Annotated in this window: 17 protein-coding genes; 6 read left to right on the plus strand and 11 right to left on the minus strand. The window is 69.1% G+C overall.

Annotated features, from left to right (window positions below):
- The first annotated feature begins 144 nt into the window (after window positions 1–144).
- The gene (locus ABV408_RS19290) at window positions 145–1,062 is read left to right on the plus strand and encodes an oxidoreductase (RefSeq protein ID WP_353980485.1); all 918 of its coding nucleotides are present in this window, start codon (window positions 145–147) and stop codon (window positions 1,060–1,062) included.
- Here the strand turns inward: ABV408_RS19290 and ABV408_RS19295 are convergent.
- Both ABV408_RS19295 and ABV408_RS19300 read right to left on the minus strand, forming a co-directional pair.
- Window positions 1,059–2,129, minus strand: a complete 1,071-nt coding sequence (locus ABV408_RS19295) for an ATP-binding protein (RefSeq protein WP_353980486.1) — start codon at window positions 2,127–2,129, stop codon at window positions 1,059–1,061. The two genes, ABV408_RS19290 and ABV408_RS19295, sit on opposite strands and share 4 nt — an antisense overlap.
- Window positions 2,126–2,854 (minus strand): response regulator, encoded by a 729-nt coding sequence (locus ABV408_RS19300; protein ID WP_353980487.1) that lies wholly within the window; start codon window positions 2,852–2,854, stop codon window positions 2,126–2,128. Before ABV408_RS19300 ends, ABV408_RS19295 begins: the two co-directional genes overlap by 4 nt.
- Window positions 2,855–3,152: 298 nt before the next feature.
- On the opposite strand from ABV408_RS19300, the gene ABV408_RS19305 reads away from it, so the two are divergent.
- From ABV408_RS19305 to ABV408_RS19315, 3 genes are read left to right on the plus strand one after another with little or no spacing between them, the layout of a single operon-like run.
- Window positions 3,153–4,298, plus strand: a complete 1,146-nt coding sequence (locus tag ABV408_RS19305) for an efflux RND transporter periplasmic adaptor subunit (protein WP_353980488.1) — start codon at window positions 3,153–3,155, stop codon at window positions 4,296–4,298.
- Between the two features lie 16 nt (window positions 4,299–4,314).
- Window positions 4,315–7,434, plus strand: coding sequence for a multidrug efflux RND transporter permease subunit (locus tag ABV408_RS19310; RefSeq protein WP_353980489.1), 3,120 nt, complete (start codon window positions 4,315–4,317; stop codon window positions 7,432–7,434).
- Window positions 7,435–7,476: 42 nt separating this feature from the next.
- The gene (locus ABV408_RS19315) at window positions 7,477–9,018 is read left to right on the plus strand and encodes an MFS transporter (protein WP_353980490.1); all 1,542 of its coding nucleotides are present in this window, start codon (window positions 7,477–7,479) and stop codon (window positions 9,016–9,018) included.
- 132 nt (window positions 9,019–9,150) lie between these two features.
- On the opposite strand, the gene ABV408_RS19320 is transcribed toward ABV408_RS19315, so the two are convergent.
- Window positions 9,151–10,335 (minus strand): S-(hydroxymethyl)glutathione dehydrogenase/class III alcohol dehydrogenase, encoded by a 1,185-nt coding sequence (locus ABV408_RS19320; RefSeq protein WP_353980491.1) that lies wholly within the window; start codon window positions 10,333–10,335, stop codon window positions 9,151–9,153.
- 202 nt (window positions 10,336–10,537) lie between these two features.
- Here ABV408_RS19320 and ABV408_RS19325 point away from each other — a divergent pair, with 202 nt between their 5' ends.
- Window positions 10,538–11,629, plus strand: coding sequence for a GTP-binding protein (locus tag ABV408_RS19325; RefSeq protein WP_353980492.1), 1,092 nt, complete (start codon window positions 10,538–10,540; stop codon window positions 11,627–11,629).
- Window positions 11,630–11,708: 79 nt separating this feature from the next.
- Here the strand turns inward: ABV408_RS19325 and ABV408_RS19330 are convergent, their stop codons facing one another.
- From ABV408_RS19330 to ABV408_RS19355, 6 genes are all read right to left on the minus strand, one after another.
- Window positions 11,709–13,547: an ABC transporter permease subunit gene (locus tag ABV408_RS19330; RefSeq protein WP_353980493.1), complete on the minus strand. Its 1,839-nt coding sequence runs from the start codon at window positions 13,545–13,547 to the stop codon at window positions 11,709–11,711.
- Window positions 13,507–15,147 (minus strand): ABC transporter substrate-binding protein, encoded by a 1,641-nt coding sequence (locus ABV408_RS19335; RefSeq protein ID WP_353980494.1) that lies wholly within the window; start codon window positions 15,145–15,147, stop codon window positions 13,507–13,509. Before ABV408_RS19335 ends, ABV408_RS19330 begins: the two co-directional genes overlap by 41 nt.
- Window positions 15,144–15,887, minus strand: a complete 744-nt coding sequence (locus ABV408_RS19340) for a dipeptide/oligopeptide/nickel ABC transporter ATP-binding protein (RefSeq protein WP_353980495.1) — start codon at window positions 15,885–15,887, stop codon at window positions 15,144–15,146. The genes ABV408_RS19335 and ABV408_RS19340 overlap by 4 nt, the downstream gene beginning before the upstream one ends.
- Before the next feature lie 227 nt (window positions 15,888–16,114).
- Window positions 16,115–16,960 carry a dipeptide/oligopeptide/nickel ABC transporter ATP-binding protein gene (locus ABV408_RS19345; protein ID WP_353980496.1) on the minus strand — a complete coding sequence of 282 codons (846 nt, stop codon included), beginning with the start codon at window positions 16,958–16,960 and terminating at the stop codon, window positions 16,115–16,117.
- A 194-nt stretch (window positions 16,961–17,154) separates the two neighbouring features.
- Window positions 17,155–18,996, minus strand: coding sequence for a glutamine--fructose-6-phosphate transaminase (isomerizing) (glmS, locus tag ABV408_RS19350; RefSeq protein ID WP_353980497.1), 1,842 nt, complete (start codon window positions 18,994–18,996; stop codon window positions 17,155–17,157).
- A gap of 17 nt (window positions 18,997–19,013) precedes the next feature.
- Window positions 19,014–19,784, minus strand: a complete 771-nt coding sequence (locus ABV408_RS19355) for a DeoR family transcriptional regulator (protein ID WP_353980498.1) — start codon at window positions 19,782–19,784, stop codon at window positions 19,014–19,016.
- 169 nt (window positions 19,785–19,953) lie between these two features.
- Here ABV408_RS19355 and ABV408_RS19360 point away from each other — a divergent pair, with 169 nt between their 5' ends.
- Window positions 19,954–21,024 carry an FAD:protein FMN transferase gene (locus ABV408_RS19360; RefSeq protein ID WP_353980499.1) on the plus strand — a complete coding sequence of 357 codons (1,071 nt, stop codon included), beginning with the start codon at window positions 19,954–19,956 and terminating at the stop codon, window positions 21,022–21,024.
- Between the two features lie 22 nt (window positions 21,025–21,046).
- On the opposite strand, the gene ABV408_RS19365 is transcribed toward ABV408_RS19360, so the two are convergent.
- Both ABV408_RS19365 and ABV408_RS19370 read right to left on the minus strand, forming a co-directional pair.
- A complete protein-coding gene (locus tag ABV408_RS19365; RefSeq protein WP_353980500.1) occupies window positions 21,047–21,751 on the minus strand; it encodes a response regulator transcription factor in 705 nt (234 codons plus the stop codon).
- The gene (locus tag ABV408_RS19370) at window positions 21,748–24,465 is read right to left on the minus strand and encodes a sensor histidine kinase KdpD (protein WP_353980501.1); all 2,718 of its coding nucleotides are present in this window, start codon (window positions 24,463–24,465) and stop codon (window positions 21,748–21,750) included. Before ABV408_RS19370 ends, ABV408_RS19365 begins: the two co-directional genes overlap by 4 nt.
- Window positions 24,466–24,525 lie beyond the last annotated feature (60 nt).

Consider the following 24,525-nt stretch of genomic DNA (forward strand, 5'->3'; position numbering starts at 1 on the left):
ACTACTGAAACAGGGTATCCCTGAGTATCAAGGCTTGCTGATATGTCCGCCTGCCGCCACGCTAAAGGTGCCGCGATAGGCGGTCTCAATGGCCAAGCCTGCAGGCTGACACTCAAAAGATAGTCCGATACCGGAGCCAGCTCGATGATCGCCAAGACTCACACCGCCGACGCGCCACTCGCCGTGGTCACCGGCGCCACCGCCGGGCTCGGGCTGGAGACCGCCAAGGGCCTGGCGGCAGCGGGCTATCGCGTGGTGATCGCCGCGCGCAGCGAAGAGCGCGGGCGCCTCGCCTGCCACGCCGTACGGTCGCAGCATCCGCACGCACAGGTGCGCTTCGAGCTGCTCGATCTCGACTCGCTGGACTCCGTACGCGCCTTCGCCGAGCTGCTGCGCCAGCAGGAAAAGTCGCTGGCCCGGTTGATCAACAACGCCGGTCTGCTCGCCCCGCCCAGCCGTGAGACCACCCGTGACGGCTTCGAGCGTCAGTTCGGGGTCAACTACCTGGGTCACTTCCTGCTCACTAGCCTGCTGCTGCCGCTGCTGCTGGCCGCTGGCCCGGCCACCCCGGCCCGCGTGGTCCAGCTTTCCAGCCTGGCCCACCGCAGCGGCCGGATCGACTTCGACAATCTCGACGCCGCGCGTGACTACGACCCCTGGCGCGGCTATCGCCAGTCCAAGCTGGCCATGCTGCTGTTCGCCCAGGCGCTGGCGCGGCGCAGCGAGGCCGATAGCTGGCCGCTGGTGAGTGTCGCCGCGCACCCGGGGCTCTCGCGTACCGCGCTGTTCGACAGCGGCGTGAAGAGCCGCCCGCTGCTGGGGCGCACCTTCAAGCTGCTGCTGCCGCTGATCAGCCAGTCCGCCGCCGACGGCGCCCGGCCCACGCTGCATGCGGCCCTCGCCGAGGATGTCCACAACGGCGACTACTTCGGCCCCAATGGGCTCGGCGAGACCCGCGGCGCGCCCAAACCCGCCCACCGCAGCGAGGCCGCCCGCGACCGCGCGGTGGAAGAGCGGCTGTGGCAGGTCTCCTGCGAGCTGACCGGGGCGAGCTGGGGTTAGCGCGAAGGGGTGAGCGGCCAGCGCAACACGAAGCGAGTACCGCCTTGGGCGGACGGCTGACAGTACGCCTGCCCGCCGTGCGCCTCGATGATCGCCTTGACCACCGCCAACCCCAGGCCGCTGCCGCCACTCTGGCGCGAGCGCGAGGGCTCGCCACGGCGGAAGGCCTCGAAGAGGTCGGCAGCCAGGGCGCTGTCGAGACCGGGGCCATCGTCTTCCACGCTCAGCAGGCAGTCGTCGTCGACCCGTGCCAGGAGCACGTGCAGGGCGCCCGGGTCGGCATGGCGCAGGGCGTTTTCCAGCAGCGCCATCAGCGCCTGGCGGAGCCGCACGGCATCGCACGCCACCTCCAGCTCGGTATCCAGCTGCGCATCCAGCCGAAAGCCCTTGTCCGCCAGCGGCGTGGCGAAGGCCTGCAGGACGGCGCGCAGTTCATCGGCCAGCCTCACGCGGATCCGCTGCACGTCCAGATGGCCGCTGTCGTTGAGGCTCACCACGCGTAGGTCCTCGACCAGCCGGCCAAGGCCATCCACCTGGCGCAGCAGCCCCTCGAACAGCTCGCTGCTGGGAGTGAACACGCCCTCCGCCAGGCCCTGCAGGCGGCCGCGCAGCACGGTCAACGGGGTGCGCAGTTCGTGGGCGATGGCGGCATTCCAGAACTCGCGCTCGCGGGTCATGCCCTGCAGACGTTCGGCCATGGCGTTGAAGTCGCGCACCAGTTGCGCGGTCTCGCCCATGGCCTGGTCGTCCAGCGGGGCGCGGGCATCGAGCTTGCCCTCGGCCACGTCACGCAGGCTGTGCGCCACCGCGTTCAGCGGCGAGATCAGGCGTCGCGACAGCCGAATGGCGACGACTACCGCCAGCGCCAGGGCGGCGATGATGGTGCAGACGATCCAGACCAGCTCCACCCGGGAGGGCACCAGAGAGTCTGAGATGCTGCCCGGCAGGTAGGTCAGCGCAAAGCCATAGAACACGTAGCTGCCGATCACCGAGAGGCCGATGATGCCCAGCGCCATCACCGCCAGGGACTGGATGATCTGCCGGCGCAGCCCCGGTGTCGGCTTCATGGCGCCACACCGAAGCGATAGCCCACGCCCCAGACGCTGGCCGGCACGCCCTGGATATCGAAGGCTTCGAGTTTCTTGCGCAGCTTGCTCACGTGGCTGTCCACGGTGCGCTCCAGCGTGTCGCCTTCGGGCAGGCAGCTCACCAGCAGTTCGGTGCGGCTGAATGCCCGCTGAGGCGTTCGCATCAGGCACGCCAGCAGCTTGAACTCGGTCAGGGTCAGCGCCAGCGCCTGCCGCTGGCCGTCGATCTCCACGCTGGCCTCATGGCTCTCCAGGTCAACCTGGAACGGGCCTACGCGTAGCACCTGCGTGGCGGCGGGGATACTCGCCCGGGTGCGCCGCAGCACCGCCTGCACCCGCGCCACCACCTCGGCCGCGTTGAAGGGTTTGACCACGTAGTCGTCGGCGCCCAGGCGCAGGCCCATCAGCTTATCGATGTCCTGATCGAGCGCGGTGAGCATGATCACCGGCGTCTCGCCGCGGGCGCGGATCTCGCTGAGCACCTTCCAGCCATCGACAACGGGCATCTGCACGTCGAGCAGCAACAAATCCGGTTTGAGCGATTGGTGCAGGGCCAATGCCTGCTGGCCATCGGTGGCGTGGCGGGTACGCAGGCCGCTGCGCTGCAGATAGGCGGCGAGAATCTCGGCGATCTCGGTTTCGTCTTCGGCGATCAGCACCAGCCCCTGAGCGGGTGTACCAGGTTGCGCTGCAGTATCAGACATGGGCGGGCTCGATAACGGCGGCGCTCGATGGTAACGCGCCCTCCACACTTTCTCCATCAGGCCTCGACACCCTCTCGACATCGCCAGGCCAGACTGCCGCCACGGCTGTCGCCCGACGCGGCGGCCGGATCGCACAGCGCGTTCAACGAGGTGGGAAATGGCAGGCCGGAGAGTGAATCGAAGAGCGTACCAGCCGCGTGGCGGCATATCCGAGGCGCATGCGGCGCCTGGTTTGCGTCTGCGCCAGGGGCGGGCCGGGTTACGGGCGGCGTTGGTCGCGCTGGCCCCGACCCGGCCGATGATCGCCCGAATGATCATCGTCGGGCTGATGATCGCCGGGCTGGCCAGCTGCGACTCCCGGTCCGCCGCCACCGACGCGGCCCCAGCCGCACCGACCCCGGTCTCGGTGATGACACTGACCGCCCACCAGCTGTGGGTGCATGAAGCGCTGCCCGGGCGCGTGGCCGCCGTACGCAGCGCCGAGGTGCGGGCCCAGGTCTCCGGCATCGTCAAGCGGCGTCTGTTCGAGGAGGGCAGCCAGGTCGAAGCCGGCACCACGCTCTTCCAGATCGACCCGGCAACCTTCAAGGCCGAGGTCGACGTCGCCGCGGCGGCGCTGCAACGGGCCCAGGCGACGCTGACCCAGGCCCGCACCAAGGCTGAGCGTTTGACCACGCTGAGACGCAGCGAGGCGATCAGCCGCCAGGCCTACGACGACGCCATCGCGCTGCGCGATCAGGCCGCCGCCGATGTGACCCAGGCCAGAGCGACGCTGGCAAGGCGCCAGCTGGACCTGCGCTTCGCCAGCGTCGAGGCGCCGATCGCCGGACGCATCGACCAGGCAATGGTCAGCGAAGGCGCGCTGGTCTCATCCACCGATACCACGCCCATGGCGCGCATCCAGCAGATCGATCAGGTCTACGTCGATGTGCGCCAGCCCGCCTCGCGACTGGAGACGCTGCGTCAGCAGGTCGGCTCGGCGACGCCGGAACCGAACGTGGAGATCCTCGGCAGCGACGGCAAGCCCCTGGGCCTGCTCGGGCGCATCCTGTTCTCCGGCATCCAGGTGGATGCCGGCACCGGCGACGTGCTGCTGCGCGTGCGGGTGGACAACCCGCAGCACCGCCTGCTGCCCGGCCTCTACGTGCAGGCGCGGATTCCCCGCGCGCATTACCCCGCCGCGCTGAGCGTGCCGAAGCAGGCGGTGACCCGCACGGCGGGCCAGGCCAGCGTGTGGGTGGTCGATGGCCAGGACCTGGTGCGCCAGGTGCCCGTCGAACTCGGCGAGCTGGTCGCGGGCCGCTACCGCGTGGTGTCCGGGCTCAGCGCCGGGCAGCAGGTGGTCATCGAGGGCATCGAGCGCCTGAGACCCGAGACCCAGGTCGCCACGCGCCGCTGGCAGCCCGCTGCCAGCGGCGAACCCCTCAGCGCCGCCGCGCGCTGAGTTCGGAGAGATCGTCATGCCGCAGTTCTTCATCAACCGCCCGGTATTCGCCTGGGTCATCGCCCTGTTCATCGTGCTGGTCGGGGTCATCGCCATCCCGCAGCTACCCATCGCCCGCTACCCCTCGGTGGCGCCGCCCTCGGTCAGTCTCACCGCCACCTACCCGGGGGCCACGCCGCAGACCCTCAACGACTCGGTGGTTAGCCTGATCGAGCGCGAACTCTCGGGGGTCAAGAACCTGCTCTACTTCGAGTCCTCGGTGGATGCCTCGGGCAGCGCGCAGATCACCGCCACCTTCAAGCCGGGCACCAATCCCGAGCTGGCCCAGGTGGACGTGCAGAACCGCATCAGGGCGGTCGAGTCACGCCTGCCCCAGGCCGTGCGGCAGAACGGCCTGGAGGTGGAGTCGGCCGCCTCCAACTTTCTGATGATGGTCGGCATGACCTCGCCCAACGGCCAGTTTGATGAGATCGCGCTGAACGACTACCTGGCGCGCAATATCGTCCAGGAGCTGCGTCGTATCGACGGCGTGGGGCGCGTGCAGCTGTTCGGCGCCGAGCAGGCGATGCGCGTCTGGGTCGACCCGCACAAGCTCACCGCCTACGGGCTGACCATGAACGACCTGGCCCAGGCGATCGAACAGCAGAATACCTCGATCGCTCCCGGCCGGATCGGTGACGAGCCAACCGTGCAGGGCCAGCGCGTGACCGTGCCGCTGACCGTACAAGGGCAACTCTCCACCCCGGAACAGTTCGCCGCCATCGTGCTGCGCGCGAGCGTCGATGGCGCCAAGGTGGTGCTCGGCGACGTGGCCCGGGTCGAGCTGGGCGCGCAGTCCTATGGCTTTTCCAACCGCGAGAACGGGGTGGCGGCGACCAGTGCCGCCATTCAGCTCTCGCCCGGCGCCAATGCCGTACGCACCGCCGCGGCGGTGCGTGAGCGTCTCGCCGAGCTGGCGCCGAGCCTGCCAGCGGGCATGACCTACTCGGTGCCGTTCGACACCGCGCCCTTCGTCAAGGTCTCCATCGAGAAGGTGGTCCACACCCTGTTCGAGGCCATGGCGCTGGTGTTCCTGGTGATGCTGCTGTTCCTGCAGAACCTGCGCTATACGCTGATTCCGGCCATCGTCGCCCCGATCGCGCTGCTCGGCACCTTCGCGGTAATGCTGCTGGCCGGCTTCTCGATCAACTCGCTGACCATGTTCGGCATGGTGCTGGCCATCGGCATCATCGTCGACGACGCCATCGTGGTGGTGGAGAACGTCGAGCGGCTGATGGCCACCCAGGGCCTGTCGCCGAAAGCCGCGACCCTGCGGGCGATGCGCGAGATCACCGGGGCGATCATCGGCATCACCCTGGTGCTCACCGCCGTCTTCATCCCCATGGCCTTCGGCAGCGGCTCGGTGGGGGTGATCTACCAGCAGTTCACCCTGTCGATGGCGGTATCGATCCTGTTCTCGGCCTTCCTCGCCCTGAGCCTGACCCCGGCGCTGTGTGCCACGCTGCTGCGCCCGGTAAGCGCGGATCATCATGCCAAGCGCGGCTTCTTCGGTGCCTTCAACCGCGGCTTCGAGCGCCTCACGGCGAACTACAGTACGCGGGTGACGCGCCTGCTCGGGCGCAGCGGGCGGATGATGGCGCTCTTCGCCGTGCTCTGCGCGGTGCTGGCCTTCGCGGCCACGAGGCTGCCGTCGTCCTTCCTGCCCGACGAGGACCAGGGCTACTTCATGACCTCCATCCAGTTGCCCACCGTCGCCACCAGCGAACGCACGCTGGAAGTAGTCAAGGCCTACGAGGCGCACGTGGCCACGCGCCCGGCGCTGGATGCCAATCTGGTAGTGCTGGGCTTCAGTTTCTCCGGCTCTGGCCCCAACGCGGCCATCGCCTTCACCATGCTCAAGGACTGGGATCAGCGCGACGGCGCCACCGCCGCCGAGGAAGCCGAGCTGGCGCAGCAGGCCATGGCGGACAACGTCGAGGGTACGGTGATGAGCCTGATGCCGCCGGCGATCGACGAGCTGGGTACGTCATCCGGTTTCAGCCTGTTCCTGCAGGATCGCGCCAATCGGGGCGAGGCCGCGCTGCTGACGGCCCAGGCGCAGCTGGTGGCACTGGCCGCACAGAGCAAGCTCGTCAGCGATGTCTACCCCGATGGCCTGCCCCCCGGCGAGAGCATCCGTCTGGAGATCGACCGCCAGAAGGCCGAAGCCATGGGGCTGTCCTTCGCCGCCGTGAGCAACACGCTGTCGGCGGCCATGGGCTCGCTCTACGTCAACGACTTCCCCAATGCCGGGCGCATGCAGCAGGTGATCGTGCAGGCCGACGCCCCGGCGCGCATGCAGCTCGACGACGTGCTCGGCCTGCGCGTGCGTAACGCCAGCGGCGGCATGGTGGCGCTGCGCGAGGTGGTGACGCCGGTATGGGGTGAGATGCCGCAGCAAATGCTGCGCTTCCAGGGCTTTCCCGCCGTGCGCATCGCCGGGGGCGCCGCGCCGGGTGTTTCCAGCGGTGCGGCGATGGCCGAGATGGAGCGCCTAGTGACGCAGTTGCCGCCGGGCTACGCAGTGGCCTGGACCGGGCAGTCGCTGCAGGAGCGCCAGTCGGCGTCGCAGGCGCCAATGCTCATGGCGCTCTCGGCGCTGGTGGTGTTCCTGGTGCTGGCGGCGCTCTACGAGAGCTGGTCGATCCCGCTGTCGGTGATGCTGGTGGTGCCACTGGGTCTGCTCGGCGCGGTAGCCGCGGTGATGCTGCGCGGCCTGCCCAACGATGTGTTCTTCAAGGTGGGGATGATCACCCTCATCGGCCTGTCGGCGAAGAACGCCATCCTGATCGTCGAGTTCGCCCGCCAGCTGCACGCCGAAGGCCGCCCGCTGGTGGAATCCGCCGTGACCGCCGCGCGTCTACGCCTGCGCCCGATCCTGATGACCTCGCTGGCCTTCACCCTCGGCGTGGTGCCGTTGATGATCGCCTCCGGCGCCAGTGCCGAAACCCAGCACGCCATCGGCACCGGCGTGTTCGGCGGCATGCTCAGCGGCACCCTGCTGGCAGTGTTCTTCGTACCGGCGTTCTTCGTCTTCGTCATCGGCACCCAGGAACGCTTCAGCGCCTGGCGCGCAGGGCGTCGCCGCAGGTCCTGACACGTCCCGGCACTCTCTCAAGCCCGACAATGGAGGAGCGCGATGTCACGGTTGCCCACCATTCCTCGCCGCTGGCTGATCCTGCTGGCGGTGATGCTGGCTTTCCTGCCGGTGGTCATCGACATGACCATCCTGCATATCGCCGTGCCCTCGCTGACCCTGGCGCTCGGCGCCTCGGCCACCGAGGTGCTGTGGATCATCGACATCTATCCGCTGCTGATGGCGGGCCTGCTGGTGCCGATGGGTACCCTGGCCGACCGGGTCGGCAACCGCCACGTGCTGCTCGGCGGTCTGGTGGTATTCGGCCTCGCCTCGCTGCTAGCCGCCTTCGCGCCGACCCCGGCCCTGCTCATCGGCGCGCGGGTCCTGCTGGCCCTCGGCGGCTCGATGATCATGCCATGCGTACTGGGCATCATCCGCCGCACCTTCGAGGACGAGCGCGAGCGCGCCCTGGCACTCGGGTTGTGGGGCACGGTGGGCGCGGCCGGCGCGGCGCTGGGGCCGCTGATCGGCGGGGCGCTGCTGGAGCACTTCTGGTGGGGCTCGGCATTTCTGCTCAACGTGCCGATCATGCTCGGGGTCGTGCCGCTGGTATTCCTCCTGCTGCCGCGCAGCGAGGTGACCACGCCGGGCACCTGGACACCGGGCCAGGCGCTGCTACTGATCGGCGGCATGCTGGGGCTGGTGTATGGCATCAAGGCCTCAGTGGGAGGCACCCAGCCGCTAGGCGTGGCGCTGCCGGCCACCCTGCTGGGGGCCGCGCTGCTGGGCCTGTTCGCGCGCCTGCAACTGCACGCGACGACGCCCATGCTCGATCTGGCGCTGTTCTCGCGCCCGGCGATCCTCGCCGGCATCATCATGGCCACGCTCGCCAGCGGTGCCCTGGCGGGGGTCGAACTGACCCTGGCACAGGAGCTGCAGTACGTACTGGGCAAGACACCGCTGCAGGCCGGCATTTTTATGATCCCGATCATGGCCGCGGCCGCGCTCGGGGGGCCGGTCGCCGGTCACCTGTCCCACCGCTATGGCTTGCGTCTGGTGGCCAGTGCGTCCCTGGCACTCTCCGCCGTGGCACTGGCATGGCTGGCCGTGGCCGACTTCCATCATCCCGGTGTCGGCGTACCGGCCCTGCTGGCGCTGCTGGGTCTGGCCCTGAGCATCGGCCTGACCGCTTCGTCCATCGCCATCATGAGTTCGGTGGCGCCCAGCGAGGGCGCGGCGGCCGGCTCGCTCGAAGCGACCGCCTACGAGCTGGGTACGGGCCTGGGCATCACCCTGTTCGGCGTGTTCATGAGCCGCGTGTTCCGTCACAGCCTCACCCTGGACCCCGAACTGGCCACGCCCCTGGCCGAACGCGCGTCGCGCTCCATCGGCGACAGCTACGTGATCGCCGAAAGCCTCACCGCGCCCCAGGCTCGCGCCCTGGTCGAGGCCGCCAAGGCAGCGTTCTCGATCACCCATTCGCTGCTGTTGATGAGCGCCGCCGTCCTGCTCGCGGCCCTGGCGATGCTGGTGTGCCATCTGCTGCGGGGATATCGTCCGGCGTCAGCAGATCCAGACCGGCGCCCAGAATCAAAGAGATAGAATCAGAACGATAGCGTTATAAAAACAGCATCAGAAAAATAGTGGCCTCATCAAAGTCCGTTCTCACGCCAACGCCCGACTCTGACGAGCCGGGCGTTGATGCGAGTTCAAGCTGCGCTAAATCGTTGGCGATCAGGCGGGCTCGGGGGTCTTCTTGCTGTCGCCGAGGGTCACCCCGGGGAGATCGCCGGTCATCGTCTCCTGCGGCTGGTAGTGGATCACCGAGCGTATCGCCTCACCGCGATGGAGCAGATCGAACGCCGTATTGATCTGATCGTGGGTCATGTTGTGGGTGATGTAGGGGTCGACGTCGAAGCGCCCCGACAGCCACTCGTCGACCATGCCCGGCAGCTCCGACCGCCCCAGCACGCCACCGAAGGCGCTGCCACGCCAGACTCGCCCGGTGACCAGTTGGAACGGCCGCGTGGCGATCTCCTCACCGGCCCCGGCGACGCCGATGATGATGCTCTCGCCCCAGCCCTTGTGGCAGCACTCCAGCGCCGCGCGCATCAGGCGCACGTTGCCGACACACTCGAAGGAGAAGTCGACGCCGCCGTTGGTCATGTCGATGATCACTTCATGCAGCGGCTCGGGGTGCTCGTTCGGATTCAGGCACTCGGTGGCGCCCAGCGACTCGGACAGGGCGAACTTGGCCGGGTTGACGTCGATCCCGATGATCCGCCCCGCGCCCTGCAGCTTGGCGCCCTGGATCACCGCCATGCCCACCGCGCCGAGGCCGAATACGGCGACGGTATCTCCCGGCTGCACCTTGGCGGTGTTACGCACCGCGCCGATACCGGTGGGCACCGCACAGCCCATCACGCACGCCTTGGATAGCGGCGCCTGTGGGTTGATCTTGGCCACCGCGATCTCCGGCAGCACGGTGTACTCGCTGAAGGTGCTGGTGCCCATGTAGTGGCGCAGCATCTTGCCCTTGTAGGAGAAGCGGCTGGTGCCATCCGGCAACAGGCCCTGCCCCTGGGTCTTGCGAATCGTCTGGCACAGGTTGGTCTTGCCGGACTGGATATAGGGGCAGTTGGGGTCTTCCGGGGTGTAGAGCGGGATGATGTGATCGCCCGGGGCGACCGAGGTGACGCCCTTGCCGATCTCCTCGACGATCCCCACGCCCTCGTGACCCAGCACGCAGGGGAAGAGCCCTTCGGGATCGCGCCCCGAGAGCGTGAACATATCGGTGTGGCAGAGGCTGGTGGTGACGATCCGGACCAGCACCTCGCCCGCCTTGGGCCCTTCGAGATCGATCTCTTCGATCTCCAGCGGGCGATTCGGCTCCCAGGCAATGGCGGCACGCGTTTTCATGAGGACCTCCGACAACGAAAAGTGAGGGCGATGTCATATCGACCCTGTGGGTGTCACCGCGACGGGCCGACACGCCAACGGCGTGACGATGCCGACATGACACGTTATAGATACGTTATAACATAACAATAACGGCATGCTATGGTATCCCGACACAAAGCTTCTCATCGACGACACGCATCCACTCTCTGGTCCGACCGCCATGCCCAACACCGCGACGACACCCATCCCCGTCACCCTGCTGACCGGCTTTCTCGGCAGCGGCAAGACCACCCTGCTCAATCGTCTGGTGCGCCAGCCGGCGATGGACCGCACCCTGGTGATCATCAACGAGTTCGGCGAGATCGGGCTCGATCATCGCCTGTTCAGCGCCACCGACGAGACCGAGGTGGTGGCGCTGGAGAGCGGCTGCCTGTGCTGCACCATTCGCGGCGACCTCGCCCGCACGCTGCGCGATGCGCCCTGGCGCTACGCGCGAGAAGGGCGGCGCCAGTTCGACCGTGTGGTGATCGAGACCACCGGCCTGGCCGACCCGGCGCCGATCCTGCACACCCTGATGACCGAACTCAGACTGGTCGGCCAATACCGTCTCGATGGCATCGTCACCACCGTCGATGCCGTCCACGGCAGCGCCACCCTCGACCAGCACGCGGAAGCGCTCAAGCAGGCCGCCGTGGCCGACCGCCTGCTGCTGACCAAGGCCGATCTGGCCCCCGCTGAGACGCTGGCAGCACTCGCCCGGCGCCTGGCCGAGATCAACCCGGGGGCCGGCCAGCGCCAGGTGGTGCAGGGGGAGATCGAGGCCAGCGCCTTGACCGGGCTGGGCCTGATGGGGGAAGACGGCACCCGCCCCGATCTCGCCCGCTGGATCGACGCCTACGCCCAGCCACCGAGTCTGTCCGGGCTGGCCTTCAGTGCCGGCCCCGCGGGTGCCGGACCGCTGCTCACGTCGATGGACGGTGATGCACCCGATCCCACGCGCGACCCCAACCGCCACGACGACCGCATACGCGCCCACTGCTTCATCCTGGATGCACCGATCGACCTCGGCCGCTTCGAGGCCTGGCTCGAACTGATGGCGGCACTGATGGGCGAGAACATGCTGCGCATCAAGGGCATCCTCAATCTTGCCGGGCGCGAGCGCCCCACCGTGATCCATGGCGTGCAGCACATCTTCCACCCGCCGGTGGAGCTCGATGCCTGGCCCGACGAAGACCGCCGCTCGCGGCTGGTGTTCATCACTCGGGATATCCCGCGCGAGTCGCTGGAGAGCCTGCTGGTGGCGGTGAGCTAAAGACGCCTCGTGGCACCGATGTCCTATGGGTGGCGAGAGGCGTCGCGTCTGGCAAGGAGACCACGGTAGCCGCGGGCGTTCAGGCCGGGGCCGGCGCTGCCGCCCGACGCCACCGCGGTAGCGACCCGGCGCTGGAGAGCGAGACCGCCAGGATCGACATCAGCACCAGCGCCAGCGCGGGCACCAGTACCGCCCAGGGCGCGCGTTCGAGATAGGGCAGGCTCTCGGCCAGCAGCAGCCCCCACTCGGGCGCCGGTGGCCGTGGGCCCAGCCCGAGAAAGCCCAGCGCCGCCAGCGCCAGCGCGGTGCCCGGCAGGCGCAGCATGGCGTGGCGGAACACCGGGCCGACCACCGCCGGCAGCAGATAGCGGGTGAGCAACCGCAGCCGCCCCACGCCGAGCATCGGGGTGATGCGCACGTGCGGCTGGCCCAGCGTTTCGGTCACCAGCGCTGCGGTGTGGGCCGCCAGCGGCGCCCAGCTCACCAGGGTGACCGCTATTACCGCGCCGCTGGCGCTGGGCCCCATCAGGCCGGCGACGACCAGCCCGGCGATCACCGGCGGGGTGGCGTTGGTGATCTCGATCGGCCCGGCGGCGAGACGCGGCATCAGCCCGATCGTCACCCCGAGCACGAAGGTGATGCCCACAGCCAGCAGCGCCATGCCCATGGTCGAGAGCGCGCCATGGCTGACCCGCGCCAGAATATCGCGACCGATACCGTCGGCCCCCAGCGGCAGCGCCAGGCTCGGCGGCTGCAGCCGCAGGTAGGCCGAACTCAGCGGATCGCGCCAAAGCCCCGCGACGATGATCAGCGCGAGCGCCGCCGCCGCGAGCGCAGGTACCAGCCAGCGCCAACGCCCGGGGCGGGGTGGCGTCACCGCCACCGGCACCGCGCCGGCACGCAGCGTACGCCCCAGCAGCAGCGTCCGGCACAGATTGGCGGCGCCACCCAGCACGATGGCGATGACGAGCAGAATCAGGATACCGGTCTGCAGTGCAGGCAGGTCCTGGGCCGAGGCGGCCCCCAAGGTGGCCCGCCCCAACCCGGGGATGGAGAACACCTGCTCCACCGCGATCGCGCCACCGGTCAGCCCCACCATCACCAGCCCCACCTGCGGCAGCAGGCTGGGCAAGGTGCGCTGGATCGCCGCCAGAGCGATACGCCGGCGCGCAAAGCCGGCCACGTGCCAGGTCACCACCCAGCGCTCGGCGAATGCCGCTGTCAGCGCGTCGCTGAACAGCCGCCCGAGCAGCCCGCCGCCGGGCAGGCCGAGGGCAACCGCCGGCAGAATCAGATGGCGCCAGTCACCCCAGCCATAGGGCGGCAGCCAGTTGAGCCAGGCGGCGAATACCACCAGCAGCAGCGCCGCGAGCAGGAATTCCGGCAGCGCGGTGAGCGCCGCCCCCAGCGCGCCGGAGGTCGGGGCCGACTCGCCGGCGAGCCCGCGCTTGAGCGTCGGCAGGCAGAGCAGCAGGGTGACCACCAGCGCCACGCCCAGCGCTGCCGCCATCAGCGTCAGCGAGACCTGTGACGCCTGCAACATGCCCGGCAGCACCGGGGTGCCGGAGATCCAGGAGACACCGGCATCGCAGTGCACGAGCCCGCTCAGCCAGTGGCCCAGCTTCTCGAACGGCCCCATGGTCAGGCCGAGCTGGGTACGGATGGCACCCAGCGCCTCTGCACTCGGATTCTGATCACCGGCGCGGGCACGCAGAATACTCAGCGCCGGATCGCGCCCGGAGAGCCACGGCAGCAGCCCCACCAGTACCACCACGCCGGCCAGCGTCACCAGCCGCGACAGCGTCGGCAGCAGGCGCTGCCACGCCTCCCAGCGCCATGCCATCCCGGCAGCCCCCGGGGTCGCACTCGATGGCTGACTAGCGGGCATCGTCAGCCTGACGGAAGTGGGTGTGCTCATCGATCAGCTCGCGCTCGCGCGGGTCGCGCAGTGCCCCGACCACGCCGGTGGCTTCGCCCTGGATCACCCGCTCGTGAAGCATGGGGATCGCGGCGTCCGTTTTCAGGATCGCCGCCTCGGCAGCGATGATCGCCTGGCGCCGTTCGGGGCCCGGCGGCAGATCGCCGGCCTTCGCCAGCGCCGCGTCGATCGCCGGATCGCACAGCTGGGCGATATTGAACGAGCCCGCGCAGGAGAAGTCGCTGACCATGTAGGCGACCGGGTCGCCGGAGTCGAGCAGGGTCGCCCGCGACAGGATGAAGGCGTCGAACTTGCCCGCCAGCATGTCGGATTCGATATGCGCGTACTGGCGCACCTCCTGCTGAACATCGAAACCCGCCGCCTCGAGCTGCTGCTCGAGCAGCACGGCCACTTCCGGCAGCTCGGCGCGATCGGTGAAGGTGGCCAGTGTGATGGAAGCCCCCTTCGGCTCGGCGGCCGCGGTGCGCGAATCGTGCGGCTGGCGCAGCCCGCTGGCCCAGGCCAGGGCCGGGCCCAGCAGCCCCTCGGCGACATCGGCGCGCCCCTCGTAGACGGTGCGCACGATGGCACCACGGTCGAGCGCCTCGCGTGCCGCCGCACGCAGAGCCGGGTCCTGGAACGCACCGGAGGCGGTATTGAGATAGAGGGTGTTGGTACGCGGCATCGGCACTTCATGAATCAGCGTGGGGTCGATCAGCGCCACCTGCGACACCGGTACAGCTTCGACCACATCCGCCGCCCCGGTGCGCAGCGCGGCGCCGCGGGCAGTGCCATCGGGTACGTAGTCGGCGTCGATGCCGGCGAGTTCGGCACGCTCGCCCCAGTAGCCGTCGTAACGCTCGAGGGTGGCGCTCTGGGTGCCGTTGATCTCGGTGAGCACGAAGGGCCCAGTGCCCGCGCGGGTGGGGTCGACGTGGCCCGCCTGGGTATAGGCCCGCTGCGCCATGATCGCCAGCTGCGGGCTGGAGAGCCGGTTGGGCACCAGCGGGTCGGCATCCGCGGTGCGCACGATGACGGCGTTCTCGCCGTCCGCCTCGATATGCATCTCGACCCCATCGAGAATGCGCGGCTTGGGCACGGCGTTGGTCGCGGCGGTGAGCGAGGCGACCACGCGCTCGGCAGTCAGCGCACTGCCATCGTGAAAGGTCACGCCCGGGCGGATGGTGAAACGCCAGGTCTGCGGGTCGAGCCGTTCCCATTCGGTGGCCAGAAACGGCTGCGGATCGCCATCGGTATCGAGCCGAATCAGCGTCTCGGCGGTGCGCCAGCGTGACAGCTTGAAAGCGTCATCGGTCAACGGATTGAGCCCAGAGCGCGGCGGCTGCAGCATGGCGACGCGGAGGCGCCGATCCTGCGTCTGCGTCTTCTCGGGAGCATCGTCACGCGCCGCCGAGGTCTCCTCATCCTGCCCGCAGCCGGCGAGGAGAGAAAACGACAGCAGCATCAGCGGCAGCGCCAGGGCGCGACGCAACAGGCTGACTGGTTGGCGTGTGGCCGCGCCGCGCCGGGACGCGGCCAGCATCGAGGAAGCGCGCAGCGGCGCGGCGGTGCCGAACATCGCGGTAGCAGGGAAGGTCACGAGGGGATCTCCTGGATCATGGTGCGGCACGCGGCAGCCTTTGAAGGCGCCCCGGGCGCGGGAAAAGCCGTGGAAAAGGTCGTGGCGGCGCGCAGCAGCGCCGCGGTATGCGCCTGCGCCGGTTGGCGGAACAGCGCCGCGGTGGGGCGGTCTTCGATGATCTCGCCGGCGTCGAGGATCAGCGTGCGCTGGCACAGCCGGCACACCACCGAGAGATCGTGGGAGATCAGCAACAGGCCGATGCCGGCATCGTGGTTGAGCGACTTGAGCACCTGGGTGACCTTGGCCTGCACCGGCAGGTCGAGCCCGCTCAGCGGCTCGTCCGCCAGCAGCAGCCGGGGCCGCACCACGATCGCCCGCGCAATCGCCACGCGCTGCGCCTGCCCGCCCGAGAGCGACGCCGGGCGGCGCTCGAGAAAGCTGCCATCCAGCCCCACCTGCGCCAGCGCCTCGCTCACCCGGCGCCGGTGATCGTCATCGATACCCAGATGTACCAGCGGCTCGCGCACCAGTTCACGGACTCGCATACGCGGGTCGAGGGAGGCCGCCGGGTCCTGCGGGATGTACTGCACCACCCGGCGGTACCAGCGCAGCGCACGCACCGAGCCGGGCCGAATGCGCCGGCCCTGGCACCAGATCTCGCCGCTGTCGGCACGTGCCAGACCCAGCATCAGATTGAGCAGCGTCGACTTGCCCGCCCCGGAGACCCCGGCGAGGCCAATCAGCTCACCCGGGCGCATAGCGAAATCCACTGCCTTCAAGATCGGCAGCCACTCGCGCCGCCAGCCCCAGCGCCGTGGCCCCGCCACCCAACGGCTCAGCCCGCTGACGCGCAGGAGAGAGCCATCAGCGTTTAAACAAGCGCCATCGGCGTTTAGAGAAGCGCCTTCAGCGCTAATAAGAGAGCCATCAGCGTCTGGGCGAACGCCCTCGTCGCGTTTCGACGGATGGCAATCATCGAGGTGTCTCATCGCTCACCCACCGCAGCATCGGCGGGCCAGGCGTTCGCTGCCGGCAGCATCTCGGGCGCTATCTCGGCACTGCGCATCGCAGCCACCAGCTCGCGGGTGAAACGCTGCTGGGGCGACGCGACCAGATCCGCCAGCGGACCACTCTCGATCATCCGCCCCTGCTCCAGAATCACCGCGCGCTGACACAGCCGGCTGGCCGCCCCCATGTCGTGGGAGATGAACAGCAGCGCGGGCTTCCCGGCGCCACCGGTGGTCTCATGCAGCAGCGTCAGCACCTCCGCCTGGGTCAACGCATCCAGCGCGGTGGTCGGCTCATCGGCCACGATCAGTGAAGGCTTGCAGGCCAATGCCAGCGCCACGCAGACCCGCTGGCGCTGGCCACCGGAGAGTTCAGCGGGCGAGCGCATCAGCAGCTCATTAGCCGCCGTCAGTCGCATGCGGGCCAACAGCTCGGCGGCGGCGACTCGCGCCGCCCGGCGCGATAGACCGTGGAAGCGCACGAACGGCTCGCTCAGTTGGGCGCCCACGCTCACCAGCGGGTTCAGGGCCGCCTGGGTGTTCTGGAACACCATGCCGATACGCAGCGCACGCGGTCGCCGGGCCGCCGCCACACCAGCGACCTCATGCGCGCCGAGGCGAATACGCCCTTCGACGCTCGCCGTGGGCGGCGTGATGCCCAGGATCGCCGCCGCGGTGAGCGACTTGCCCGAGCCCGAAGGGCCGATCAGACAGACGCGCTCACCCGCCCCGACCGTGAAATCGAGACCATCCACCACGCGCTGCGCACCGAGACGCACCGACAGATTGTCCACCCGTAACACGGGCTCATTGGGCTCGGGCACCACGCCACGCTCCTGCTGGAAAGGCCGAGAATCGCGAAGTTATAACATAACGATTTAGCGATGCGCTATGGCCATATGCATGGCTTCGGTGTCGGTACGCGCGGGTGATGGGTGAGGCTGTCTGGCAGCAGAGATGACTCAATGCAACGGTTGGCACGACGGGCACCGCTTGGTCCCCGTCGCGCCGTCGCGATTTATTCCACCGTTACGCTCTTGGCCAGGTTGCGCGGCTGATCCACGTCGGTGCCCTTGAGCACGGCGACATGGTAGGAGAGCAGCTGCAGCGGCAGGGTGTAGAGGATCGGCGCAAGCACTTCGTCGACCTGCGGCAGGTGCAGCACGCGCAGGTCGGCGGCGGCGGTCAGCCCGACGTCGGCGTCGGCGAAGACGAAGAGTTCACCGCCGCGGGCGCGCACTTCCTGCAGGTTGGACTTGAGCTTCTCCAGCAGCTCGTCGTTGGGCGCCACCGCGATCACCGGCATGTCGGCGTCGACCAGCGCCAGCGGGCCGTGCTTGAGCTCGCCCGCCGGATAGGCCTCGGCGTGGATGTAGGAGATCTCCTTGAGCTTGAGCGCGCCCTCCAGGGCGATCGGGAACTGGGTGCCCCGGCCCAGGAACAGCGCATGGTGCTTTTCGGCGAAGGCTTCCGAAAGTTCGGCGATCGGGCCATCCATCTCCAGCGCCTGTTCGAGCAGCGCCGGCAGCCCACGCAGGGCCTGCACCAGCGCCGTCTCGCGGGCATCGCCGCGCTCGCGGCGCAGCGCCAGGGTCAGCAGCAACAGCGCCACCAGCTGGGTGGTGAATGCCTTGGTCGAGGCGACCCCGATCTCCGGCCCGGCCTGGGTCATCAGCGCCAGATCCGATTCACGGGTCAGCGAGCTGCCCGGCACGTTGCAGATCGCCAGCGCGCCGAGATAGCGCTGGCCGTCCGTGCGGCCCTTGGCGTAGCGCAGCGCGGCCAGGGTGTCAGCGGTTTCGCCGGACTGGGAGAGGGTGACGAAAAGGGTATTCTTCGGCACCACCACCTCGCGGTAGCGATACTCCGAGGCGACCTCCACCTGGGTCGGGATGCCGGCCAGCTTTTCCAGCCAGTAGCGCGCCACCAGACCGGCGTGATAGCTGGTGCCGCAGGCGATGATATGGATCTGCTCGACGCGCTCGAACAGTGCCTTGGCGTCGACCCCGAAGCTGTTCTCCAGTACCCGGCTACCGCTGAGGCGCCCCTCCAGGGTGGCGGCGACCACCGCCGGTTGCTCATGGATCTCCTTGAGCATGAAGTGGCGATACTCGCCGCGGCTGGCGGCGCCGTCACCATGTTCGAAGACGTGGGCTTCGCGCTCGACGCGTTCGCCGTCAGCGCTGTGGATCTCGATCCCGTGGGCGTCGGAGAGGCGCACCACGTCGCCCTCCTGCAGATAGATGAAGCGGTCGGTGACCTGCAAAAGCGCCAGGGCGTCGGAGGCGAGGAAGTGCTCGTCGATCCCTACGCCGACCACCAGCGGGCTGCCCTTGCGCGCGCCGACGATCTCGCGCGGCGCCTCCACGTGCATCACTGCCAGCGCATAGGCGCCGTCGATCCGGGCCAGGGTCGCCTGCACCGCGGCGAGCAGATCACCATGGGCGTCGAAGGCGCGTTCGAGCAGATGCGCCACCACCTCGGTGTCGGTCTCGGAGTGGAAGGTCACGCCTTCGGCCTCGAGATCGCGCTTGAGCGGTTCATAGTTCTCGATGATGCCGTTGTGCACCAGCGCCAAACGGCCACCGGCGACGTGCGGGTGGGCATTGGCCTCGGAGGGTTTGCCGTGGGTCGCCCAGCGGGTGTGGGCGATACCGATATGTCCCTTGAGATCCTCCGCAGCGAGCTTTTCTTCCAGCGCCGCGACCTTGCCCAGCGCGCGCCGGCGTGCCAGCGCACCATCGCCGCACAGCACCGCCATGCCGGCGCTGTCGTAGCCGCGATACTCGAGCCGCTTGAGCCCTTCCAGCAGGATGCCCTGCACGTTGCGCGCTGCCAGCGCGGCGACGATTCCACACATGTTCGATGTCCTCGAGATTATTGGGGCGCGTCGGCGACCACCAGCGTCACGCCCTGGGCCTCGATGGCGGCGGCATCCGCCGTCGCGAGGCGCCAGTCGGTCACCAGGGTGTCGATACGTGCCCAGGGGAGTTCCAGATTGGGAATACGGCGGCCGAGCTTGTCGGCCTCGACCATCACCACCACTTCACGCGCGACCTCCGCCATCACGCGGGTAAGGCCGAACAGCTCGTTGTAGGTGGTGGTGCCGCGGTCGATGTCGATGCCGTCGGCACCGACGAAGAGCTGATCGAAGTCGTAGGCGCGCAGCACCTGTTCGGCGACCTGCCCCTGAAAGGATTCGGAGTGCGGGTCCCAGGTGCCGCCGGTCATCAGCAGCGCCGGCTCGGGTTCGAGTTCGCGCAGGGCGCCGGCCACGGCGAGGGAGTTGGTCATCACCACCAGCCCGCGCAGGCCACCGAGTTCACCGATCAGCGCCGCCGTGGTGGTGCCGCTGTCGACGATAATGCGGTTGTGCTCACGGATACGCGCCCGGGCGGCGCGGGCGATGGCACGCTTGAGGGGCGAGAGCGTCTGCGCCGGTTCGGCCAGCATCTCCTGGGGCAGCGGCGCCGCTCCGCCATAGCGGCGCAATAGCAGGCCGCTGCTCTCCAGGGTGGCGAGATCCTTGCGCACCGTGACCTCGGAGATGGCGAAGCGCGATGCCAGCGCCTCCACCGGTGTCTCGCCATGGGCGTTGACGTAGGCGAGGATGGCGTGGCGTCGCTGGGCGGTGTCGCGTTTCGGCATTCTTTCACTTCGAAAGATAATTGAGAGCGAATCGAAACTTAAAGTGCGTCTCATGTCAAGCGAGCGGGCGACGATCCGCCATCTTCCGCGCACGGGCAGCCCGGTCGTCAGCCGATCTGCGATAATCGATTCCGTTCATCGGTCTCCCGTTCAGTCAGGTCACTCCACGATGCCGCATTCCGTCTCGCTCGCTGCGCGCCGCCGCCCGCTCGGCTGGCTCATCACCATCGTCACGCTGTTCGCCATGCTGCTGCTGGGGGGCTGTTCGCGCCCGCCGGAGATCCACAAGCTGGCGGGGGCGGCCGAGGGCACGACCTATCACATCAGCTGGTGGTCGCAGCGCGAGGTCGACCCCGATGCGCTCGAAAAGAACATCGATCAGGCGCTGCGACAGGTCGATCTGTGGATCTCCAACTACCGCGACGACTCCCTGATCGAGCGCTTCGACCGTGGGTCGTCCACTCAGTGGCAGACATTCCCCAGCGATGTCGTCCAGCTGCTGGCGATCGCGCAGACGGTGCACCGCGAATCGCGGGGCTGCTACGACCCCACCATCGCGCCGCTGTTCGATCTATGGGGCTTTCGCGCCGACCACTTCCAGCCGCCGAGCCCGGCGCGCATCACGGCGACCCTGGACGAGATCGGCTTCGATCATCTGCAGCTCGACCCGGCGCAGGATCGGGTCCGCAAGACCCTGCCCGGGCTCTCGGTGGACATGTCCTCGATGGGCGAGGGTTACACCCTGTGGCGCCTGCGTCAGGTGCTGGAGAACGCCGGCATCCAGGCCTATCTGATCGAGTTCGGTGGTGACATGCTGGCGCGCGGGCGCAAGCCGGATGGCAGTACCTGGAAGGTGGCGATCGAGCGCCCCTCGCCGGATCGCATGGCGGTCGAGCGGGTACTGGAGATCACTGGTAAATCGGGGGTGTCGATCAATACCTCGGGCACCTATCACCACTTCTTCGATGACGCGGGCCACCGCTACTCGCATATTCTCGATCCGCGCACCGGCGCCCCGGTGACCCACGACCTGGTCTCGGCGAGTGTGATCGGCAGCGACCCGCGCCTGGGCGATGCCTGGGCCACGGCGATGCTCTGCCTGGGTCAGCAGGCGGGCATGGCGGTGGCGCGAGCCCAACATCTGGCGGTGCTGTTCATCCAGGAGGATGGCGATGGCAAGCTGCACGAGAGCCGGAGCCCGGCGCTCGCCGAGTCCGACCTGGTGAAGGCGCTGCCTTGAGCGGCGCGGCGAAAGGCTCGACTCAGGGGGTCGCCACCAGGCGGTAGCCGACCCCCGGCTCGGTCTGGATCAGGCGCGGCGCGTCGGGGTCGTCGCCCAGCTTGTGGCGCAAGCGGCTGATGACGATGCGCAGATAGTGGGTGTCGTGGACATGCACCGGGCCCCAGATCTCGGCCAGCAGCTGATGCTGGGTGACCACCCGATCCGGCTGGCGCGCCAGCATCGCCAGCACGCTGAACTCGCGCGGCGTCAGGTGCAGCGCTTCGCCGCGCCGGGTGACACGGTGCCCGGCGATATCCAGCGTCAGCTCGCCCAGATGATAAAGCGTGGGGGTGGCACCGGGGGCGGGCGCGCGCAGCGCCACACGCACCCGCGCCAGCAGTTCCTGGATACCGAACGGCTTGGTCACGTAGTCATTGGCGCCGGCGTCCAGCGCGGCGACCTTCTCGCGCTCGCTGCCGCGGGCCGAGACCACCAGCACCGGCACCTCGCTCTGGGCGCGCAGGGCGTCGAGCACCTCCATGCCGTCGACGTCGGGCAGGCCGAGATCGAGCAGTACCAGCGCCGGCGGCTGGCGGTTGAACGCCGCCACCCCGGCGGCGCCGCTCTCGCACTCCTCCACCTCGAAGCCCTGGGAGCAGAGACTGATGCGTAGAAAGCGCCGAATCTGGCGGTCATCCTCGATCACCAGCAGGCGCGGCCCGCGCTCGGGGGAGACATCAGTCATGACGGGGTTGGCTCTCCCTCTTGATATCGATCTCGGGGGGGCGTGTCGGTCTCGGGCAGCGCCCACAGCGGCAGCCGGATCACGATCTCGCTGCCGCTGCCCCAGTCCGCTGCGCGGGCACGGATCTCGCCACCGTGGGCGCCGACCATGCCGCGGCAGATGGCCAGACCCAGACCGCTGCCCTGGGGGCCCCGGTCGCCGTCGCCACCGCTGAAGAACATGTCGAAGATACGCTCACGCAGCGCTTCCGGAATACCCGGCCCCTGATCGGCGACCCGAATCACGATCCACTCCCCTTCCCGTTCGCCCACCAGCCGCAGCCGCCCGCCCGGTGGCGAGAAACGCGCAGCATTCTCGATCACGTTGATCAGCGCCTGCTCGATCAGCGCCGGATGCACGTAGAGCAGTGGCAACTGGGGGTCGAGGTGACGCTCGATGCGCAGCGGCTCGACCACCGAGCCCAGACGCTTGAGCGCCGAGTGGAAGATATCGGCAAGGGCGACCCAGTCGCGCTCGAGCTTGAGTCCGCCGTGTCCGAGCCGGGTCATGTCGAGCAGGTTCTGGATATAGCGGTTGAGACGTTCGCTCTCGCCGAGCACGCCGTCGAGCAGCTCGCGGCGGTCGCTCTCCGCCAGTTCTGCCCACAGGTCGCGCAGCGCGCTGGCGGAGCCGATGATCGCCGCCAGCGGCGTACGCAGGTCGTGGGAGACCGACGACAGCAGCGCCGAGCGCAGGCGTTCGTTCTCTTCCGCCAGCCTGGCCGCGCCAAGCTCCTCGACCAGCCGGGTGCGCGCCAGCGCGGCGCCCAGTTGATTGACCAGGTTGGCCACCAGCGCCTCCTCGGCCTCGTCGAGCCCCGCCCCGCGCTCGCCGAGCGCCAGCCCCAGCACCGCCGGCACCGGCCCCTCGCTGGCGCCCTGCTCGAGGATCGGCACGAAGCGCCAGCGCTGCGCGGCCAGGGTCTGGGTGCCGTGGCCACTGGGACGGGCGTGGCGCTGACTCCAGTGCGCCGCCTGCAGCGTCGCGGCGTCGAGTGAGATGCTACCGGGGTGCGAGGCGCTGACCCGCGGCGGCGCCTCGGCCTCGGGGCTGTCGACGAACACGCACGGCAACTCGAGCTGGTCCGCCAGCACCTTGACCGCGATCTCGCGGACCCGCTCGCGGTCCGCCGCCGCCGCCAGGGCACGCGAGATCGACAGCATCTCCTGGATCTGATGCCGGCTCTGACGCAGCAGCAGCAGCTGGCGCCGCACCTTGCCGGCCAGCTGCCCGGCCACCGCCGCGACCAGGCAGAATACGAGCACCGTGAGCACCTGGTCCTGATGGATCATCGCCAGGCTGAAGCGCGGCTCGGTGAACAGGAAGTTGTAGACCAGGGCGCTCAGCGCCACCGCCAGCATCGCCGCGCGGGTCCCCGCCTTGAGCGCGCAGGCCAGCACCGCGGCGAGGAACACCAGCGACAGGTTGGCCAGATCGAGCAGGCTCGACAGACCCGCCGCCACCGCTGCCGCCAGGGCCACGCTGGCCAGTGGCCATAGCCCTTCGCGCCAGCGCGGCCAGCGCCACTGCCGGGTACGCCGCGACGGTACCGAGGGCGCCTCGGCAAGCAGGATCAGATCGAATGGCGGGCGGCGGGCGAGCAGACGATCGACCAGCGGCGCCTGCCACCAGCGCCACTTTAGCGGGGTGCGTCCGAGCATCAGCGTGGTGACATTGTGGCGCGTGGCGTATTCGAGCAGCTCGGCCAGCGGATCGTCACCGCGCAGGGTCTCCCAGCGGCCGCCGAGCTGTTCGCTCTGCTGACGCAGCGTGCCCACCTCGCCGGCCGCCGCGGCGTCGAGCTCGCGCAGCGGCGTCACCAGCACCACCACCCACGGCGCCTGATGGCGCTGCGCCCAGCGGCTGGCGGCGCGCAGCAGCGCCTGGTCGCCGCGCCGCCCCTCCACCGCCACCAGCAGACGCGCGCGCACCGGCCAGGGCCCGGCGACACCGCCGGCATCCATCACCCGGCGCACATCGCTGTCGAGCCGCTCCGCCATCACCTGCAGCGCCAGCTCACGCAGCGCGGTCAGGTTACCCGGGGAGAAGTAGCGCGCCAGCGCCGCGCGGGCCTGCTCGGGGACATACACCTTGCCCTGCTTGAGCCGCTCGATTAGCTCCTGCGGGGTGAGGTCGATCAGCGACAGGTCGCGGGCCCGGGCGATCAGCGCGTCGGGCACCGTTTCGCGCATGCGCACGCCGGTGATCCGGGCGACGTCGTCGTTGAGCCGCTCGACGTGCTGGACATTGAGCGTGGTCCACACCTCGATGCCCGCGTCGAGCAGCTCTTCGATATCCTGCCAACGCCGCGCGTGGCGCCCACCGGGAATATTGCGGTGGGCCAGCTCGTCGACCAGCAGGATCGCCGGACGCCGGGCCAGCGCTGCGTCGAGATCGAACTCCGAATAGCCACGACCGCGGTAGTCGCGCGTCACCGGTGGCAGTTGCTCGAGCCCGACGCACAGCTGCTCGGTCTCGGCCCGCCCGTGGGCCTCGATCACCCCCAGTACCACCTCCTCGCCGCGCTCGTGGCGTTCGCGGGCGGTACGCAGCATGGCGCTGGTCTTGCCCACCCCCGGCGCGGCACCCAGAAAGATGCGTAGCGCAGCGCCATGCTGAGTGGTGGCCAACAGCGCATCCGGGTCCGGACGCGGGGGGTCTTGGGTGTGGTTCACACAGGGCTCCGACAGGGGCGGTACGCTGGCCGGGCAGATTCCTGGCACGCGCCACGCAGG

The organism is Salinicola endophyticus (assembly GCF_040536835.1).
In the GTDB taxonomy this organism is placed as follows: domain Bacteria; phylum Pseudomonadota; class Gammaproteobacteria; order Pseudomonadales; family Halomonadaceae; genus Salinicola; species Salinicola endophyticus_A.